The organism is Bradyrhizobium sp. SSBR45G (assembly GCF_030159255.1).
In the GTDB taxonomy this organism is placed as follows: domain Bacteria; phylum Pseudomonadota; class Alphaproteobacteria; order Rhizobiales; family Xanthobacteraceae; genus Bradyrhizobium.
The window spans coordinates 67,255-85,293 of sequence record NZ_BSCT01000032.1 but is presented as its reverse complement, the minus strand read 5'-3'; the positions used below and the strand labels follow the sequence as shown (position 1 = coordinate 85,293).

Below are 18,039 nucleotides of genomic sequence, written 5' to 3'. Positions count from 1 at the left end.
TCGTCAGACCCCGCCGTTTGCGCGATCTGCCTCGCCTCGACGCGGCCGGACAATCGCATCTGACGTTCTAATTATCGCACTCGTCTGGATCCATTTCGTCATGGCCGGGCCTGTCCCGGCCATCCACGTCGTCCGGCGGACTCGGAACGACGTGGATGCCCGGGACAAGCCCGGGCATGACGGAGCAACTCATTGGCAGCACTTCGTGCCGCAAGTGTGCCTCACCCCATTTGTCACAGCGGGAGCGAAGCTCGTCGCACCTCGTGAGGAACGACGAGAGGAGGCGCATCGCATTTGCCGCGCGACATCGACTCAAGCGGAAGCGACACTCAAACTAATTAGCTGCCGCCTTTCGCCCTGGCCTCATCAGCAAGCCGGACCAGCATCTTGCGCAGGCTCCCTGGCGTGGTAACGCGCTCGGGAAAATCCAGCCGCAACGTCCGGCCGTCGGCCATCAGATCGAGTCCGTCTGGATCGCAGCCGCTGCAGCGCCATTCGGCGGCTTCGGCGCCGAGCAGCTTCGTCGCGTAGAGGCCGAGTGCATCGCGATGATCCTCGTTCATGTGATCGACAGCGCCCTGCTCGGAGGCGATGAGATCGGCAGCATCCGACACGTCGGTCAGGAACTGCTCCGGCTTGAGATCGACGATGCGGCCGAAGCCGGCAACGAGATGCGTGCCTGCAGGACGAATGAGGAAGAACGAGAAGTCGGCGAAATCGGCGTAGTCTGCAGCGGAAGGATGCGCATTGAGATACCGACGGCGCAGCATGTCGCGGTTCTCATCAGTCGCCTGCTCGGCGTGCCCCGACAACATGATCCGCGATCCTTCGAGCGGATCTCCGGGTGCGCGCTCATCGAGCATCAGCGACACGCGCGAATCCGCGAGCACGTTCTTCGTGTGCACCGCCAGACGCGAGATCAGGATGATCGGAGCACCATCGGGCGCGGACGCAACGTTGACCAGAGAACAATAGGGATCGCCTGAGCCCGTCATCAAGCTGGCAAGTGCGCCTTGGCGACTTCGGCGCAGAAGAGATTGCGTGACGCGGTTAGGGTTAAAGCTCGGAGGCATCGTCTTTCCCTCGTTCAACCTGTTGCAATGAAGGCCTTTTTTCGGCTAAACGAGCCTCAAACCTGGGCGGGGCACAAAACTTTGCCATGCTATTTGTGGAACTCGGTCACACTTCAGCCCAGCTTGCATTGCTCGTTGACCATGTTCGAAGCCCATATAAGCGGCCCTTAGCTCGATTCTCGCTGTCTCAGCTAAACAGACTCTGAAAGCAGGCTCATGCCCACAATCGCCTTGGTCGATGACGACCGTAACATTCTGACATCCGTCTCGATCGCGCTCGAGGCTGAAGGCTATCGCATCATGACCTACACCGATGGTGCGTCGGCGCTCGACGGCTTCCGGACGAGTCAGCCTGACCTTGCCATCCTCGACATCAAGATGCCGCGCATGGACGGCATGGAGACGTTGCGGCGGCTGCGCCAGAAGTCCGACCTGCCGGTGATCTTCCTCACCTCCAAGGACGAGGAGATCGACGAGCTGTTCGGCCTGAAGATGGGTGCGGACGACTTCATCCGCAAACCGTTCTCGCAACGCCTCCTGGTCGAGCGCGTCAAGGCCGTGCTGCGCCGCTCGCAGCCGAAGGATCCGACGGCGCTGCCGAAGGAGAACGACGCCAAGGCGCTGGATCGCGGCCTCCTGCGCATGGATCCGGAGCGTCACACCTGCACCTGGAAGAACGAGCCGGTCACCTTGACCGTCACCGAGTTCCTGATCCTGCAGGCCCTGGCGCAGCGCCCGGGCGTGGTCAAGAGCCGCAACGCGCTGATGGACGCGGCCTATGACGACCAGGTCTATGTCGACGACCGCACCATCGACAGCCACATCAAGCGCCTGCGCAAGAAGTTCAAGATGGTCGACGAGGAGTTCGAGATGATCGAGACCCTCTACGGCGTCGGTTATCGCTTCAAGGAAACCTGACGCATTGCCTCCCGCGGCGTCATGCAATTTTACGCGCTGACGTCGCAGCCGGGATTGGCTAGACTGCAACGCCTGCGCATGGTCGAGCGCAGACGCCGGAATGGGGCGATGGGTGCGGCGGATTTTAAGGTCTCGCAGGAGCACGCCGCACATGCCTCACCAAGTTCGGAATCGGAGCGCTCACATTGCTCGATCGCACGCATCCTGATCCGGCACTGAACGCTGAGGACGCCGCAGCCGCGATCGCCGCGGAGGTGGCGGACGAGACCCCGCAGGTGTCCGGCTGGCAGCGTCCGCTGAGCTGGCTGCGCCGCGCCGGGCAGTTCCTGTTCGCGCTGTCGTTCTCGAGCCTGACCCGCCGCATCGTCTCGCTGAACATCGCCGGCCTGCTCGCGCTGGTTGCGAGCATCCTCTACCTCTCGCAGTTCCGCGCCGGCCTGATCGACGCCCGCGCGCAGAGCCTGCTTGTCCAGGCCGAGATCATCGCAGGCGCGATCGCGGCCTCGGCCACGGTGCAGACCAACACCATCACGATCGACCCCGATCGTCTGCTCGACCTCAAGCTGGGCGAGAGCTACGGCGCGCCCGACGAATATTCGCCGCTCGATTTCCCGATCAATCCGGAACGCGTCGCGCCGGTGCTGCGCACGCTGATCTCGCCGACCAAGACGCGCGCGCGCATCTACGACCCCAATGGGGGGCTGCTGCTCGACAGCCGAAACCTGGAGAACGTGCTGCGCCTCGATCTGCCGCCGCCGTCCAGCGAAAAGCCGGGCCTGGTGGAGCGCGCCTTGATCTCGGTCCGCACTTGGCTCAACCGCGGCGACCTGCCGCTGTACCGCGAATACAGCCCCGAGAACGGCAACGGCTACGAGGAAGTCGCCGACGCGCTGAAGGGGCAGAAGCGTAGCATGGTCCGCGTCAACTCGCGCGGCGAGGTCATCGTCTCGGTCGCGGTGTCGGTGCAGCGCTCGCGCACCATCCACGGCGCCCTGATGCTGTCGACCCAGGGCGACGACATCGACCAGATGGTCACCGCCGAGCGCCTCGCGATTCTCAAGGTCGGCGGCGTCGCCTCCGCCGTCATGATCGTGCTGTCGCTGCTGCTCGCCAGCACCATCGCCGGTCCCGTCCGCCGCCTCGCCGACAGCGCCGAGCGCGTCCGCCGCCGGATCAAGACGCGTGTCGAGATTCCCGACTTCACCCGCCGCCGCGACGAGATCGGCCATCTGTCCGGCGCGCTGCGCGACATGACCGACGCGCTCTACAACCGCATCGAGGCGATCGAGATGTTCGCCGCGGACGTCGCCCATGAGCTCAAGAACCCGCTGACCTCGCTGCGCTCGGCGGTCGAGACGCTGCCGCTGGCGCGCAACGATAACAGCCGCGCCCGCCTGCTCGCGGTGATCGAGCACGACGTCAAGCGGCTCGACCGGCTGATCTCCGACATCTCCGATGCCAGCCGGCTCGACGCCGAGCTGCAGCGCCAGGACATGACCCTGGTCGACCTGCGCCGGCTGCTGAACACGCTGACCTCGGTCGCCAACGAGACCACCAAGCTCGGCACCGACGTCGCCGTCGAGGTCCGCTTCGAGGGCCGCGGCTCGAGCGACACCTTCTCGGTGCCCGGCCATGATTCGCGGCTCGGCCAGGTGATTTCCAACCTGCTGTCGAACGCGCAGTCGTTCTCGGCGGCCGGCGGCAAGGTGCGCATCACCTGCCGTCGGGTGCGCTCCGAGATCGAGATCACGGTCGACGATGACGGTCCGGGCATTCGCGAGGATGCCCTGCAGCGCATCTTCGAGCGCTTCTACACTGACCGCCCGCACCAGGGCTTCGGCCAGAACTCCGGTCTCGGCCTGTCGATCTCCAAGCAGATCATCGACGCCCATGGCGGGCGGATCTGGGCCGAGAATCGGCCCGGCCCGGTCGATGCCGACGGCAATCCGACCTCGGCCGGCGCCCGCTTCATCGTCCGGCTTCCGGCGTCGTGACCACCGCTGCTGCGAGCATCCATGCGTCGGCCGTCAAGGTCGGGGACCAGGCGGTGCTGGTCCGCGGTCCCTCGGGCTCCGGAAAATCACGCCTGGCGTTCGATCTGATTCTCGCCGGACGGGCCGGGCAGATCCCGCCGGCCGTTCTGGTCGGCGACGACCGTGTTCATCTCGCCACACGTGGCGGAGAAATGTGGGTCAGCCCTGCCCCCGCTTTGGCCGGCCTGATCGAGATTCGCGGGCTCGGCATCCGCTCCTGCGACTACGTGTCCGAGGCACGAGTCGGCCTCGTCGTCGATTTGATGGCAGAGGACGCGGAACGGCTTCCACCCCCGCACGCGCTGTCCTGGAATGAAAACGGTATTGAATTGCCGCGGATACCGGTCGGCAAGGGGTACCAGCCCCTCCCCCTGGTTGTGGCCGCACTAACCACGACCAAGAGTTCATGACCCGGTAATCTTTCGGCCAATTGTGTGAAGCGAATTGGTAACCATATCACCCCCACTATCGCCACCCGATAGACCGTCGCCAGCTCCCCTTTCCCTCCGCCTGAATCCGGGAGAATCGCGAATATGCCCTCTTGCGCGGGGGCTCCGGATGGTCAAAGTGGCGCGTTCGTGCGGTGCACCCAAGGCGCCCGCGAGGAGTATCCGATGATTGGCCTGGTACTGGTGACCCATGGGCGCCTCGCCGACGAGTTCCGAGCAGCGCTCGAACACGTCATGGGTCCTCAAAAACAAATTGAAGCGGTTACGATTGGCGCCGACGATGATTCCGATCTCTGTCGCAGCGACATCATCGAAGCCGTCAACCGTGTGGATACCGGCGACGGTGTCGCCATCCTGACCGACATGTTCGGCGGCACGCCGTCGAACCTGGCGATCTCCTGCATGAGCCGGCCGAAGGTCGAGGTGCTCGCGGGCATCAACCTGCCCATGCTGGTCAAGCTCGCCAAGGTCCGCGAGGAGCGCTCGCTGCCTGATGCCATCGCCATGGCGCAGGAGGCGGGGCGCAAATACGTCACCATCGCCAGCCGGGTGCTTGCCGGCAAATGAGCGATGAGGACGCGCCGCAGGACAACATCGCCGGCCCGGCCGTGCCCGCCGGCGCGTTGTCGCGCGAGCTCCTCATCACCAACAAGCGCGGCCTGCATGCGCGGGCCTCGGCCAAGTTCGTGCAGATGGTCGAGAAGTTCCAGGCCGAGGTCTGGGTGACGCGCGGCGGCGAGACCGTCGGCGGCCGCTCGATCATGGGCCTGATGATGCTGGCCGCCGCACCGGGCACCAAGATCCTGGTGTCCGCGACCGGCCCGGAGGCGCAAGCCGCGCTGCAGGCGATCACCGACCTGGTCAACGACAAGTTCCACGAAGAAGGCGTGTGAGGTTTCGCTTCGCCGTCATTCCGGGACGCGCCTCGTTAGAGGCGCGGGCCCGGAATCCATAACCCCGGGGCTGCGTTCGTGCCGCCGTTCGTCCAACAGCGGGCTCCATCAGAACGGCTTGTGGTTATGGATTCCGGGCTCAGCCCTTCGGGCTGCCCCCGGAATGACGACCCTCTCCCCGGCGACAGACTCGAATCACATTGCGCGCCAGTTACCTCCCCGGGCCCTGAATATACACCTTCCAAACGATTGCAGGGCCCGCCAGGCCGTGGAAGAAGCGCTGGGTGGTCATCACCAGCGGCTCGGCGCCGGGCGCTTCCTTGGCCATCCAGGCCTCGCAGGCGGCGATCCGGTTGTCGGTGGTGTCGCAGACGCCGATGAAGCCCTCACGTTTCAGATCCGCGAGCGAGCTGAGGCCCGAGCCCCAGGTCTCCGCCGCCGAATAGGGCACGGTGAACGGCCGCGGGTGGTCCGGGCTGTAGAAGGTCATCGGCGTGTCCATCTCGGAGAAGCCTGCGACATGCGGCCAGGCCGAGCCGAACCGGGCGCGCCAGGCCTTGGTCAGCTGCTCGGCGAGCTGCGACCGCGCGCCATAGCCGGTGACGCCGTTCGGATTGGCGGCCATCTCCCGCCGCGCGATCCAGGGCGATGCGGCCAGCGTAAGCAGCGACAGCACCAGCCAGACCGCCGCGAGCCGCGGCAGCATGACCCGCCGCAGCCGCAGCGCCGGGATCGCGACCAGCGCCAGCGGCACCAGGAAGAACAGCGAGATGCCCCAATCGGTCTTCATATAGATGGTGAGGGCGAGGCCACCGAGCGGCGGCCCGACCGCGACGATCGCCTGCACCAGCCACACATTGAGCGCCTGGCTGCCATTGACGCCCGGATTGGGCCCGCGGCGCCAGTTGTCGAAGGCAAAGCGCGGCGGCCAGGCGAGCACCAGCGCCGCCAGCGCGACCGGCAGGGCCAGCAGCGCGGCATTGTGCCCGACATAGCCCATCACCAGCTCGGCGGCGCGGCCGCGATCCGACAGCGTATAGACGTCGCCGGCATAGGTGACGGTGACGAAATCGACGCTCCACAGCCAGACCAAATGCGGAATCATCGCGACCAGCATCGTGGCGATGGCGACCCACGGCGCGGGCGAGGCCAGGAAGCGCAGCCGCTCGGGGTGCAGCAATGCCGCCAGCCCGATCGCGCCGATCATGGTCAGCACCCAATATTTGGTCAGCAGCGCCGCCGCGCCGGCGAGGCCGAGCCAGACGCCGGACACCGCGCTGCGCTTCTCGAAGGCGTGGAGATAGGCCAGCATCAGCAGCGGCAAGGTCAGCAGCTGGAGCAGATCGGCGTTGTATTTGAATCCCTTGAAGTTGAAGATCGGATACAGCGCGACCATGACCACGACGAAGAAGGCCCGCCGACGGTCGACCACCTTGAGGCTGGCGAACCAGATGATGACGAGCCCGGCGCTGTCCACCGCCATCGCCAGCGCATAGGTCGCCCAGTCCCTGACCGGAAACACCTTGAACCACAGCCCGGCGATCCAGCCCGACAGCGGCGGATGCTTGCCATAGCCGAACAGCAGGCGGCTGCCCCAGGCATAGGCCTCGGCGACATCCATATGGATGTCCTGGGCGGCCTTCAGATTGGTCAGGATCGCCGTCCACAGCACGGCGTGGACGACGGCAAAGCCGATCACGACCCAGGACGACGTCGCAGGCGCGCAGGCGCGGGCGACCAGCCATGCGGCCAGCCGCTGCGGTCCGAGGCGGCTGCGCGGGCGGAGCGCGGAATGCGGCAGAGAGGTACTCGACATCCGCCCTCGGTAGCCTGTTTTGGGGCTACGGGGAATCAGCTTGGCGTGAAGAAAGGCCCTGGAAATTCAGCAATATGGTTGCTGGTTGGGGGCTCGGGATGCTATCTGCGCGACCCATGACGACCGTCCCCATTCCCAACATCCGCAACTTCTCCATCGTCGCCCATATCGACCATGGCAAGTCCACTTTGGCCGACCGCCTGATCCAGATGACGGGCGGTCTGTCGGACCGCGAGATGGCGGGCAAGGAGCAGGTGCTCGATTCGATGGACATCGAGCGCGAGCGCGGCATCACCATCAAGGCGCAGACCGTGCGCCTGCGCTACCACGCCAAGGACGGCAAGGATTACATCTTCAACCTGATGGACACGCCCGGCCACGTCGACTTCGCCTACGAGGTGTCGCGGTCGCTGGCGGCCTGCGAAGGCTCGCTGCTGGTGGTCGACGCCAGCCAGGGCGTCGAGGCGCAGACGCTTGCCAACGTCTACCAGGCGCTCGACAACAACCACGAGATCGTCCCGGTCCTCAACAAGATCGACCTGCCGGCGGCCGAGCCGGAGAAGATCAAGCAGCAGATCGAGGACGTCATCGGCATCGACGCCTCCGACGCCGTGATGATCTCGGCCAAGACCGGCCTCGGCATCCCCGACGTGCTCGAGGCGATCGTCACCCGGCTGCCGCCGCCCAAGGGCGACCGCGACGCGACCCTCAAGGCGCTGCTGGTCGACAGCTGGTACGACGTCTATCTCGGCGTCGTCGTGCTGATCCGCGTCGTCGACGGCGTGATGAAGAAGGGCAGCCGCGTCCGGATGATGGGCACGGGTGCGGCCTATGACGTCGAGCGCGTCGGCTTCTTCACGCCGAAGATGACCCAGGTCGACGAGCTCGGCCCCGGCGAGATCGGCTTCATCACCGCCGCGATCAAGGAAGTGGCCGACACCCGCGTCGGCGACACCATCACCGACGACCGCAAGCCGGTGACCGAGATGCTGCCGGGCTTCAAGCCGGCGATTCCGGTCGTGTTCTGCGGCCTGTTCCCGGTCGATGCCGACGATTTCGAGACCCTGCGCGCGGCGATGGGCAAGCTCAGGCTGAACGACGCCAGCTTCTCGTTCGAGATGGAGACCTCGGCCGCGCTCGGCTTCGGCTTCCGCTGCGGCTTCCTCGGCCTGCTGCACCTCGAGATCATCCAGGAGCGGCTCTCCCGCGAGTTCGATCTCAATTTGATCGCGACCGCGCCAAGCGTCATCTACAAGATGAAGCTGACCGACGGCGAGGAGATCGAGATCCACAACCCGGTCGACATGCCCGACGTGGTCAAGATCGCGGAGATCCAGGAGCCCTGGATCGAGGCGACGATCCTGACGCCGGACGAATATCTCGGCAGCGTGCTGAAGCTGTGCCAGGACCGCCGCGGCAATCAGAAGGAGCTCACTTATGTGGGCGCCCGCGCGATGGTCAAATACGACCTGCCGCTCAACGAGGTGGTGTTCGACTTCTACGACCGGCTGAAATCGGTCTCCAAGGGCTATGCCTCGTTCGACTATCATTTGACCGACTACAAGCCGGCCGATCTCGTCAAGATGCAGATCCTCGTCAACAACGAGCCGGTCGACGCGCTGTCGATGCTGGTGCACCGGACCCGCGCCGAGGGCCGCGGACGCGCGATGGTCGAGAAGATGAAGGACCTGATCCCGCCGCACATGTTCCAGATCCCGATCCAGGCGGCGATCGGCGGCAAGGTGATCGCGCGCGAGACCGTGCGCGCGCTGCGCAAGGACGTCACCGCCAAGTGCTACGGCGGCGACATCACGCGCAAACGCAAACTTCTGGAGAAGCAGAAGGAAGGCAAGAAGAAGATGCGGCAGTTCGGCAAGGTCGACATCCCGCAGGAGGCCTTCATCGCCGCCCTCAAGGTCGACAGCTGAGGCAAGGCTGCCTCGCTTGGCTGAAGGCGATGCCTGATTTTGCGCGCGGTTGAGCAAGTTCGGGCTCCCGTACAACTACGGTATCTGTTCCTTAATGGTATTCTGGGACCCTTGCTGCAAAGCAAGGAATGCCCGGAATGTCCCGTCTTCGATCGATCTCCGCCCGCCTCATCATCGCGCTTTCGCTCACCGTCGCCGCCGCCTGTGCCGTGCTCGGCACCTTCTCCGTCATCCAGCAGCGCGCGCTGACCCGCCTCGCACTGGAGCAGCAGCTCAAGCTGCAGTTCGACAGCGTGTCCGCCGGCATCGACTATGAGGGCCGCGCGGCGCTGGCGGTGAGCTCGACGCTGGCGGCGCTGCCGCCGATCGGCGACGCCTATCTCAAGGGCGACCGCGACGCGCTCGGCGCGTTGCTCGGCGGCGCCATGACCTCGCTGAAGGCGCAGGGCATTCCGCTCGTGAACGTGTGGGCGCCGCCCGCCACCAACTTCTATCGCGTGCATGAGCCGAAAGTGTTCGGCGACGATACGTCGAAGCGGCGGCTGACGGTGGTGCAGGCCAACCAGACCGGGCGGCAGATCGCCGGCGTCGAGCAGAGCCGGCTGTCGCTCGGCATCTTCGGCATGACGCCGATCATGCGCGACGGCAAGGTGATCGCGACCGTCGATGTCGGCGCCGCGTTCGGCAAGGAGTTCGTCGACCGCGCCAAGCAGCGCTTCGGCATCGACCTCGCGGTCTACTGGATCAACGACGGCCAGCCGAAGCGGCTGTCGTCGACCTTCGGCGACGACACCGTGGCGACCTCCGACGAGGTGCTTGCGGCGTTCAAGGGCAATCAGCTGCAGCGCGACGCCACGTTGAACGGCCGGCCGGCGGCGGTCTTCGTCGGACAGATCCGGAACTACGCCGGCGACCCGATCGCCGTGCTCGAGCTGATCAAGGACACCACCGCCTATGAGGCCGCCGCCGCCGCCGCGCAGCAGCAGCTCATCATCGGCACAGTCGTCATCCTGCTGCTCGCCGTCATCATCGCCTTGTTCGTCGCCCGCGGCATCTCGCGCCCGCTGGTCGCGATCACCGCCGTGATGCACCGGCTGTCGAGCGGCGACACCGAGGTCGCGATCCCCGGCGGCCAGCGCAAGGACGAGCTGGGCACCATGGCGCAGGCGGTCGACGTGTTCCGCCGCAACATGATCGAGACCGCGAGCCTGCGCGAGGCGCAGGAGGCCACGCAACAACGCGCCGAGCGCGACAAGCAGGCGCTGCAGCGGCAGATGGCCGACCGCTTCGAGGCCGACGTCAAGAGCGTGGTCTCGTCAGTGGCCAAGGCCACCGCGGACATGGCGCGGGTCGTCCAGGAGATCACCGTCAGCGTCAACGGCACCTCGCAGCAGGCTGCGGCGGCGGCCGCTGCCTCCGAGGAAGCGTCCAGCGGCGTGTCGACGGTCGCAGCCGCGTCCGAGGAGCTCGCCTCGTCGGTGACCGAGATCGGCCGCCAGGTGACGCATTCGAGCAAGGTGGCCGATGCCGCCGTGGTCAAGGCGCGCCAGACCACCGAGATGGTCGGCAGCCTCGCCGCCGCCGCCGAGAAGATCGGCGACGTGCTGCGCCTGATCGATGCCATCGCGAGCCAGACCAACCTGCTGGCGCTCAACGCCACCATCGAGGCGGCGCGTGCCGGCGAGGCTGGCCGTGGCTTCGCCGTCGTGGCCGCCGAGGTCAAGGAGCTGGCTGGCCAGACCGCGAAGGCCACCGAGGAGATCGCCGGCCAGGTTACCTCGATCCAGGCCGCGACCTCCGACTGCGTTGCCGCTATCGGCGGCATCAGCGGCACCATTCAGGAGATCAGCGGCATCGCCGCCACCATTGCCGCCGCCGTCGAGCAGCAGGGCTCGGCGACGCGCGAGATCGCGCGCAGCGTCCAGCAGGCCGCCTCGGGCACCAGCGAGGTGTCGAAGAACGTCGTCGGCGCCAGCGGCGCGGCCGAACAGTCGCGCCAGCTCGCCGAGCACGTGATGGTCGCCACGCGCGATCTCGGCAAGCATGCCGCCGACCTGTCCAGCAGCATCGATTCGTTCCTGGCCGGCCTGCGCAAGGCAGCGTAGCGCCGGAGGGACGGACCCGCGAAACCTGTCGCAATCCGCCCGCCTTCCGCTGATCGCTCTCGTGGCCATCGTCACACGCCCGTGGTAGCCTGCCGTCATCTGGTATTTGGAGGCATCGATGCTGGCGACGGCTTCTCGCGCCAGACAAGGTCAGCTTGGCGCGCAGCCGGCCATGCCGGCCGCCGTCGCTGCCGTCTTCGCGACCTATCCGAAGCGGCTGCGCGCGCGACTGGAGGCGCTACGGCGACTGATCCTGGACACCGCGAGGACGACGACCGGAGTCGGCGCTCTGGAAGAGACTCTTAAATGGGGCCAGCCGAGCTATCTGACCGCGGAAACCGGCAGCGGCAGCACCATCCGAATCGATCGGGTCAAGTCGGAGCCTGGCCGTTACGCGCTCTATGTGCATTGCCAGACCGATCTCATTGCGACCTTTCGCGAGCTCTATCCGGAGCTGACCTATGTCGGCAATCGTTGTATCCTGCTCGATGAATCTGCCGCCCCACCAGAAGAGGCGCTACGGCACTGCATCGCGCTGGCCCTAACCTATCACCGCAGCAAGCACCGGATGGGGACGAGATAGCTGATCAGCCGGTCAGGCGACGCGCGTGTCGTGACCGATCGTGGCCGCATGACGCCAAGCACGTCGAAGCGCGCCGATCTCGACATCGGGCCAGCAGCCGCTGAATGGATAGCTCTGCCTTCGTGACAGCCTTCGGCGCGCAAGCAGCTCGGCCTCGATCTCGGCACCTCCGTCGTCATTCGTAGCGGCCAGCCGCTTGCCGAGACTGACGATTGCACCGGCTGACCCCGAGCGCTGCTCACACTGAGCACCCCGGCTCGAGTGCAAAGCCCTCGTCGAGCCAGCCGGTGATGCCGCCGATCATCATCTTGACCGGCAGCCCCAGGCTCGCGAGGCGGATCGCCGCCCGGTTGGCGCCATTGCAATGCGGGCCGGCGCAATAAACGACGAAGACCTTGTTCGTCGGATGCTCCGCCATCCGCTCGGCCGTTAGGGTCCGGTGCGGAATGTTGATGGCGCCGGGAATGTGCCCCTTCGCAAACGAGGCTGGGCCGCGGACGTCCACCAGGATGAAGTCCGGATCGGGCGCGCGGAGGCTCTCGTGAACGTCCCAGCAATCGGTCTCGAAGGCGAGCATGTCCTCGAAATGCTGGAGGGCCTGCGCTGACGGTGCTGCGGGCACTTCGGTGACGTGGGTCGTCATTGGTTTTTCCCTGCGACGTTGAGGTGAACGGGCTCAGTCTTGCGCGGGACGCCACGCGGCCCAAGTGACGGATCGGACAAAGTCCGGTAAGTTTCCGCCAATGCCACGCGCCGCAGCCAATGCCCATCACCCGGATCCGGGACTTGTCGCCGTCATCACCTATGACGGGCTGTGCACGTTCGAGTTCGGCATCGCCGTCGAGGTGTTCGGACTGCCGCGGCCGGAGTTCGACTTCTCCTGGTATCGGTTCATGGTGGTCTCGGCCGAGGGCCGGCGGTCACGCGCAATCGGCGGCATCGTGGTCGAGGCCGGCGCGCCTTTGGCCCGTCTGAAGGACGCGCGGACGATCATCGTGCCGGGATGGCGCGACCGCAGCGAGCGCCCGCCTGAGCGGCTGCTGCGGGCGATCGCGCAGGCGTCCACGCGCGGCGCGCGGTGCCTCTCGATCTGCTCCGGCGTGTTCGTCCTGGCGGCGGCCGGCCTGCTCGACGGCAAGCGCGCCACCACGCATTGGCGGCATATGCCCGACCTCAAGCGGCTCTATCCGGATATCCGCGTCGAGGAGGACACGCTCTATGTCGACGAGGGCAATGTCATCACCTCGGCCGGCAGCGCAGCGGGCATCGACGCGTGCCTGCATCTGGTCCGGCGCGACTTCGGCAGCAAGGTTGCGAACGCGGTTGCGCGACGGCTGGTGATGCCGCCGCATCGCGACGGCGGACAGGCGCAATATGTCGTCGCACCGGTTCAGGCGCGACCCGGGCGGACGATCGGCGAGGTCATGGACTGGGCGCGCGCGCGGCTGTCACAGCCGATCGCGATCAGCGCCATGGCCAGGCGCGCCCGGATGAGCGAGCGCACCTTCCTGCGCCGCTTCAACGAGAGCACGGGGTCGGGCCCCGCGGCGTGGCTGCAGCAGGAGCGCATGGCGCGCGCGCGGGAGCTGCTGGAGAGCGGGACGCTGTCGCTCGCCGAGATCTCGGCGCAGTGCGGCTACCAGTCGCTGGAGACCTTCCGCGTCGCATTCCGGCGCAGCGTCGGGACCTCGCCGGCCGCGTATCGCGCGCGCTTCAGGACGCGGTCGGCCTAGCTGCCAATATCAGGCCACCATGGCGTTGCCCGGCGATGATCCGCCCGCGGCATCGCGCTGCGCCTGCAGCAGGCCGATGATCTCGGCGTTCGGCCGGGGACGGCTGAACAGATAGCCCTGCGCCTCGTGGCAGCCCTCGGCCCGCAGACAGCGCAGCTCCGCCTCGGTCTCGACGCCCTCGGCGGTGATGGTGACGCCGAGGCCCTTGCCCAGGCTGACGATCGAGCGGACGATCGCCTGGGCCTCGCGATTGGCGGCGAGGTCGCGGATGAAGGACTGATCGACCTTGATCTTGTCGAACGGGAAGCTGCGCAGATAACTGAGGCTGGAATAGCCGGTGCCGAAATCATCCATCGAGATGCGCACGCCGAGCGCGCGCAGCGCATGCAAGGTTGCCAGCACCTGTCCGCTCTTCTCCAGCACCAGGGTCTCGGTGATCTCGAGCTCCAGGCGGCTGGCCGGCAGCCCGGACTGCTTCAATGCATCCATCACCAGCGACAGCACGTTGCCGGCGCGGAATTGCAGCGGCGACATGTTCACGGCGACGCGCACCTCGTCCGGCCATCGCGCTGCGTGGCCGCACGCCTGGCGCAGCATGGCGCGGCCGAGCGCCGAGATCAGCCCGGTCTCCTCGGCAATCGGAATGAACTCCGACGGCGGGATCATGCCGCGCTCCGGATGCGGCCAGCGCACCAGCGCCTCGAAGCCGGTGATGCGCCCGGTCGCGAGATCGATCAGCGGCTGATAATGCGGCTGCAGGACGTCGTTCTGGATGGCGTCGCGCAGCTCCATCTCGACGCGACGCCGGCTCTGCGCCCGCGCGTCCATCCCGGATTCGAAATAGCTGAAGGTGCCGCGCGTCTCGGTCTTGGCGCGCGACAGCGCCATGTCGGCGTTCTTGAGCAGCTTCTCGGCGTCGTCGCCATCGTTCGGCGCCATCGCAATGCCGATCGTCGCGCCGATCGTCACCGTGTTTGTGTCGAGCAGGAACGGATCGGCGATCGCCTCGAGCAGGCGGCGGCTCAGCTGCGCCGCATCCTCCGGCCGCGCCTGACCGCCCTGCACGATCGCGAACTCGTCCGAATTCAGCCGCGCGACGACGTCCTCCTGGCGCAGGATCGAGCGCAACCGCTTGCCGACGCCGCGCAGCAGCCGGTCGCCGACGGCATGGCCCAGCGTGTCGTTGATCGATTTGAAATTGTCCAGCCCGAGCACGAGCACGGCCATCTTCTCCGAGCCGCGCCGCATCTGGGTCAGCTTGTCGTCGATCTTCTGGCGCAGCAGGTTGCGGCTCGGCAGGCCGGTCAGCGCATCGTGCTGCGCCAGGAAGGCCAGCCGTGCCTCAGCGCGCTTGCGCTCGGTGATGTCCATGAGCGCCAGCAGCACGGCGGGCTCGTCGTTGTGAACGAGGTGGCGCGAGTAGATCGCGAGATCGATCAGCGTGCCGTCGGCACGGACGTGCTTCCAGGTGCGCGCCGCCTGCTCCTCGTCGGACTGCTGGCCGGCCCAGGGCGGCTCGCTCTCATAGGCCTGCAGATTGCGGATGCTGAGCTGCTCGAAGGCGGCGCGGCTGTAGCCGTAATGCTGAGCCGCGGCCTCGTTGACGCCGAGCACGCGACCGCCGTCCTTGGCGCAGACGATCATCGGAACCGGGTTGCCGTCGAACAGCAGCCGGAACGATTCCTCGCGCTGCTTCAGTTCGGTAATGTCGACGCGCAGGCCGATGATGCCGCCATCGCCGGTGAGGCGCTCCTCGATCAGGATGGTGCGGCCATCGGACAGCCGCTGCTCGTGGCGGCCGCTCGGTTGAAACAGTCTGTCGAGCCGCTCGGCGATCCAGGCGTCCTCGCGCCCCGCAGCTTCCGGATAATCGCCGCGCGCGACGCCGACGCGGATCGTGTCCTGCAGCCGCGCACCGGGCGCGAACAGATCGGAGCTGCGATTGTAGATCTCGGCGTATTTCTTGTTCCAGAGGATGTAGCGGCCGTCGGAGTCGAGAAAGACGATGCCTTCGGGAAGGATGTCGATCGCCTCCATCAGGCGATCATGCGCCTTCTTCGCATCCGCGATGGCCGCCTCCCACTCGGCGCGCTTGCCGGCGATCTCGTCGACCGCGGCCGCCGCCCGCAGGTTGCGGTGACCAAGCTTCGGGGTCGGCTTGACCGGACGGGAACCGCGCGCGCGGGGCGCGCCATTCAGCTTCTTGGGCTTAGTTGGCCGAACAGGCCGCATCGCACGCCTCACTCTCCTTCACGCTTCGGGTTTTCGGCCAAGTGTCTGAAAAAATGGTATCTTGATGTAGACAGTTACCTTCGCCAAAAAGGAGAACAAGGCAAACTATTCTCACATCACGGGAATAATGAACCGCCGGTATGGTCAACCAGAGGTTTTCACACAACCGCCGGTAAGCAGGCCGTGCTCGCAATTGCGGGAAAGGACCCGCATACCGTGCAATTCGGCCGGAGACGACGTCCATCTACCGAACGAAGTCAGGCAATTGAGCTGTGTTCAGCCGGTTCCGCCAATCCGGCGGCAGGGTTACGCGTTGATTAAGATCGTGCTCTCCGGCGCCCTTCCCTGCCCGCCGGCAGCCGTTAGACTGCCGCCATGCATGTCCGCCTGATTCTGATCACCATCATGAGTTCGGCCGTCATCGCCGTGACGCCCGCTCCGGCCCAGGACAAGGGCAGCGTCGAGCCGAAGGCCCTGCCGCCGCTGGCCCACCCGGACGATCCCGACACGCCCGCCAAGGAGCTGTTCGCCCGCAGGCTGCAGCCCTCGGCGCAACCGACCAAGGTGCTCGGCACCTATAATCGCGGCTGCATCGCCGGTGCCGAGCGCATGCCGATCAATGGCGACGACTGGCAGGTGATGCGGCTGTCGCGCAACCGCAATTTCGGCCACCCGAACCTGATCGCGCTGCTCAAGCGCCTGGCCGCGCGGGCCCACAAGGACGCCGGCTGGCACGGCATCCTGGTCGGCGATATCGGCCAGCCGCGCGGCGGCCCGGCGCTGAGCGGCCATGCCAGCCACCAGATCGGACTGGACGCCGACATCTGGCTGACGCCAATGCCGGAGCACCGGCTGTCGCGCAACGAGCGCGAGGAGATGTCCGCCGTCATGATGGTGCGCCCGGATCGCCTCGACGTCGATCCGCTTGTGTTCACCAAGAGCCATGTCGCGGTCATCCGCGCCGCCGCGCTGGAGCCGTCGGTGCAGCGAATCTTCGTCAACGCCGCGATCAAGAAGGCGCTGTGCCGCGACGCCAGGGGCGACCGCAGCTGGCTGACCAAGGTGCGGCCGTGGTGGGGTCATGACTATCACTTCCACATCCGCATGGTGTGCCCGCCGGGCAATCCGGACTGCCATGGCCAGACCGATCAGGACGGCGGCGACGGCTGCGACGACCTCGCCTACTGGTTCTCCGACGCCGTGCTGCATCCGCCGCCGCCGAAGGAGCCGCCGAAACCGCCGCAGCCGATCACCATGGCGCAGCTGCCGCCCGCCTGCCGCGCCGTGCTGCATGCACCGGACGCCAGGAATTGAGGCGCTGGGGTTTGACGCGATCGCGATTAGCTGCGACGCGAAAATACGCTAGGATCATGATGCCCGCGCCGTAAGCGCGGCAATCGAACGGGATGACGGTCCCACCTCCAGACACCGATGGTGGCTGCGTGCAGCATTGGCGCTGCGCCGCCCAAACCGTGCGAGTCCGTCATGATCCCGAGCCGTCCCGCTGGAACCGCCGTTCTCCTCGGCCTGCTGACAATCACCGCTGCCCGCGCCGCCGAGCCGAGCGGCTGCGACAAGTTCAAATGGGACATCGCGCGTGAGCGTGCCGCATTGACGGCCGCCGACCGCCAGAAGCTGGACACCGGCGCCGAGATCGCGGCGCTGCCGGCGTCCGGCCTGCTGCTGACGCTGCGGCCGCTGATGGACGCCAAGCTGCCGAGCCCGCCGGAACGCGCGCCGAAGGACGGCACCTTCGCCGGCTTCATGCGAACGAGTGCCGCTCCGAAGGCAGGCATCTACACCGTGAGCCTTTCGGCCGCGGCCTGGATCGACATCGTGCAGGACGGCAAGATCCTCAAGCCGACAGCCTTCAGCGGCGCCACCGACTGCGAGGGCATCCGCAAGACCGTGAAGTACGAACTTGGCGGACAGCCCTTCGCGCTACAGATCAGCAGCGCGCCGGAAGCTGTAATCTCGATCGCGATCCTGCCGGCGGAGTGAGAAGCCATGCGCACTCATCGCAGATGCGCTATCCTCAGTTCATGAACAAGACTCTGCAACAAGCGATCTCAGAACTTTCCCGACTGCCGGAAGCAGAACAAGAATGTATCGGCCGCATGCTGATTCGGCATGTTCGGCTGCGGCGAGACCTTCGTGCGAAGATTGGGAAAGGCTGGCAATCGCTCGACGACGGCCGCGGCTCGATCTTTGATATCGAGCAGTTGATCCGGCGGAAAAACCAAGGACGTGCCTGAGGAGAAACGGGGCGTCGATAG

At 66.4% G+C, this 18,039-nt stretch carries 16 protein-coding genes; 12 read left to right on the top strand and 4 right to left on the bottom strand.

What is annotated here, in order from left to right; translation table 11 throughout:
* Positions 1 to 338 precede the first annotated feature (338 nt).
* Entirely contained in the window at positions 339 to 1,073 is a 735-nt protein-coding gene (locus QQL87_RS28645; RefSeq protein ID WP_284422269.1) for a HugZ family pyridoxamine 5'-phosphate oxidase, read from the bottom strand.
* Positions 1,074 to 1,289: 216 nt separating this feature from the next.
* Here QQL87_RS28645 and QQL87_RS28640 point away from each other — a divergent pair, with 216 nt between their 5' ends.
* The 5 genes from QQL87_RS28640 (at position 1,290) to QQL87_RS28620 (ending at position 5,366) form a co-directional block, all read left to right on the top strand.
* The gene (locus QQL87_RS28640; protein ID WP_006611449.1) at positions 1,290 to 1,991 is read left to right on the top strand and encodes a response regulator transcription factor; all 702 of its coding nucleotides are present in this window, start codon (positions 1,290 to 1,292) and stop codon (positions 1,989 to 1,991) included.
* A gap of 185 nt (positions 1,992 to 2,176) precedes the next feature.
* Complete coding sequence (locus QQL87_RS28635; protein WP_284422271.1) at positions 2,177 to 3,985, top strand: sensor histidine kinase; 1,809 nt, start codon at positions 2,177 to 2,179, stop codon at positions 3,983 to 3,985.
* Positions 3,982 to 4,434, top strand: a complete 453-nt coding sequence (locus QQL87_RS28630) for an HPr kinase/phosphorylase (protein ID WP_284422272.1) — start codon at positions 3,982 to 3,984, stop codon at positions 4,432 to 4,434. Before QQL87_RS28635 ends, QQL87_RS28630 begins: the two co-directional genes overlap by 4 nt.
* Positions 4,435 to 4,638: 204 nt before the next feature.
* Complete coding sequence (locus QQL87_RS28625; protein WP_006611446.1) at positions 4,639 to 5,040, top strand: PTS sugar transporter subunit IIA; 402 nt, start codon at positions 4,639 to 4,641, stop codon at positions 5,038 to 5,040.
* Positions 5,037 to 5,366 carry an HPr family phosphocarrier protein gene (locus QQL87_RS28620; protein WP_284422273.1) on the top strand — a complete coding sequence of 110 codons (330 nt, stop codon included), beginning with the start codon at positions 5,037 to 5,039 and terminating at the stop codon, positions 5,364 to 5,366. The genes QQL87_RS28625 and QQL87_RS28620 overlap by 4 nt, the downstream gene beginning before the upstream one ends.
* A gap of 211 nt (positions 5,367 to 5,577) precedes the next feature.
* Here the strand turns inward: QQL87_RS28620 and QQL87_RS28615 are convergent, their stop codons facing one another.
* Positions 5,578 to 7,182 (bottom strand): glycosyltransferase family 39 protein, encoded by a 1,605-nt coding sequence (locus QQL87_RS28615; RefSeq protein WP_284422274.1) that lies wholly within the window; start codon positions 7,180 to 7,182, stop codon positions 5,578 to 5,580.
* A 116-nt stretch (positions 7,183 to 7,298) separates the two neighbouring features.
* On the opposite strand from QQL87_RS28615, the gene lepA reads away from it, so the two are divergent.
* The 3 genes from lepA (at position 7,299) to QQL87_RS28600 (ending at position 11,798) form a co-directional block, all read left to right on the top strand.
* Positions 7,299 to 9,110 (top strand): translation elongation factor 4, encoded by a 1,812-nt coding sequence (gene lepA, locus QQL87_RS28610; RefSeq protein WP_284422275.1) that lies wholly within the window; start codon positions 7,299 to 7,301, stop codon positions 9,108 to 9,110.
* Between the two features lie 137 nt (positions 9,111 to 9,247).
* Positions 9,248 to 11,215 carry a methyl-accepting chemotaxis protein gene (locus QQL87_RS28605; protein ID WP_284422276.1) on the top strand — a complete coding sequence of 656 codons (1,968 nt, stop codon included), beginning with the start codon at positions 9,248 to 9,250 and terminating at the stop codon, positions 11,213 to 11,215.
* A 118-nt stretch (positions 11,216 to 11,333) separates the two neighbouring features.
* Positions 11,334 to 11,798, top strand: a complete 465-nt coding sequence (locus tag QQL87_RS28600; RefSeq protein WP_284422277.1) for a DUF1801 domain-containing protein — start codon at positions 11,334 to 11,336, stop codon at positions 11,796 to 11,798.
* A 238-nt stretch (positions 11,799 to 12,036) separates the two neighbouring features.
* Here QQL87_RS28600 and QQL87_RS28595 read toward each other — a convergent pair whose 3' ends face one another.
* Positions 12,037 to 12,441, bottom strand: coding sequence for a rhodanese-like domain-containing protein (locus QQL87_RS28595; RefSeq protein WP_284422278.1), 405 nt, complete (start codon positions 12,439 to 12,441; stop codon positions 12,037 to 12,039).
* Between the two features lie 100 nt (positions 12,442 to 12,541).
* Here QQL87_RS28595 and ftrA point away from each other — a divergent pair, with 100 nt between their 5' ends.
* The gene (gene ftrA / locus QQL87_RS28590) at positions 12,542 to 13,531 is read left to right on the top strand and encodes a transcriptional regulator FtrA (RefSeq protein WP_284422279.1); all 990 of its coding nucleotides are present in this window, start codon (positions 12,542 to 12,544) and stop codon (positions 13,529 to 13,531) included.
* Positions 13,532 to 13,540: 9 nt separating this feature from the next.
* Here ftrA and QQL87_RS28585 read toward each other — a convergent pair whose 3' ends face one another.
* Positions 13,541 to 15,763 carry a putative bifunctional diguanylate cyclase/phosphodiesterase gene (locus QQL87_RS28585; RefSeq protein WP_284422281.1) on the bottom strand — a complete coding sequence of 741 codons (2,223 nt, stop codon included), beginning with the start codon at positions 15,761 to 15,763 and terminating at the stop codon, positions 13,541 to 13,543.
* Between the two features lie 375 nt (positions 15,764 to 16,138).
* On the opposite strand from QQL87_RS28585, the gene mepA reads away from it, so the two are divergent.
* The 3 genes from mepA to QQL87_RS28570 all read left to right on the top strand — a co-directional run bounded on the left by mepA (position 16,139) and on the right by QQL87_RS28570 (position 18,018).
* Positions 16,139 to 17,077, top strand: coding sequence for a penicillin-insensitive murein endopeptidase (gene mepA, locus QQL87_RS28580; protein WP_284422282.1), 939 nt, complete (start codon positions 16,139 to 16,141; stop codon positions 17,075 to 17,077).
* 171 nt (positions 17,078 to 17,248) lie between these two features.
* Positions 17,249 to 17,764, top strand: a complete 516-nt coding sequence (locus QQL87_RS28575) for a hypothetical protein (protein ID WP_284422283.1) — start codon at positions 17,249 to 17,251, stop codon at positions 17,762 to 17,764.
* Positions 17,765 to 17,805: 41 nt separating this feature from the next.
* A complete protein-coding gene (locus QQL87_RS28570) occupies positions 17,806 to 18,018 on the top strand; it encodes a hypothetical protein (RefSeq protein ID WP_284422284.1) in 213 nt (70 codons plus the stop codon).
* The last annotated feature ends 21 nt before the right edge of the window (positions 18,019 to 18,039 follow it).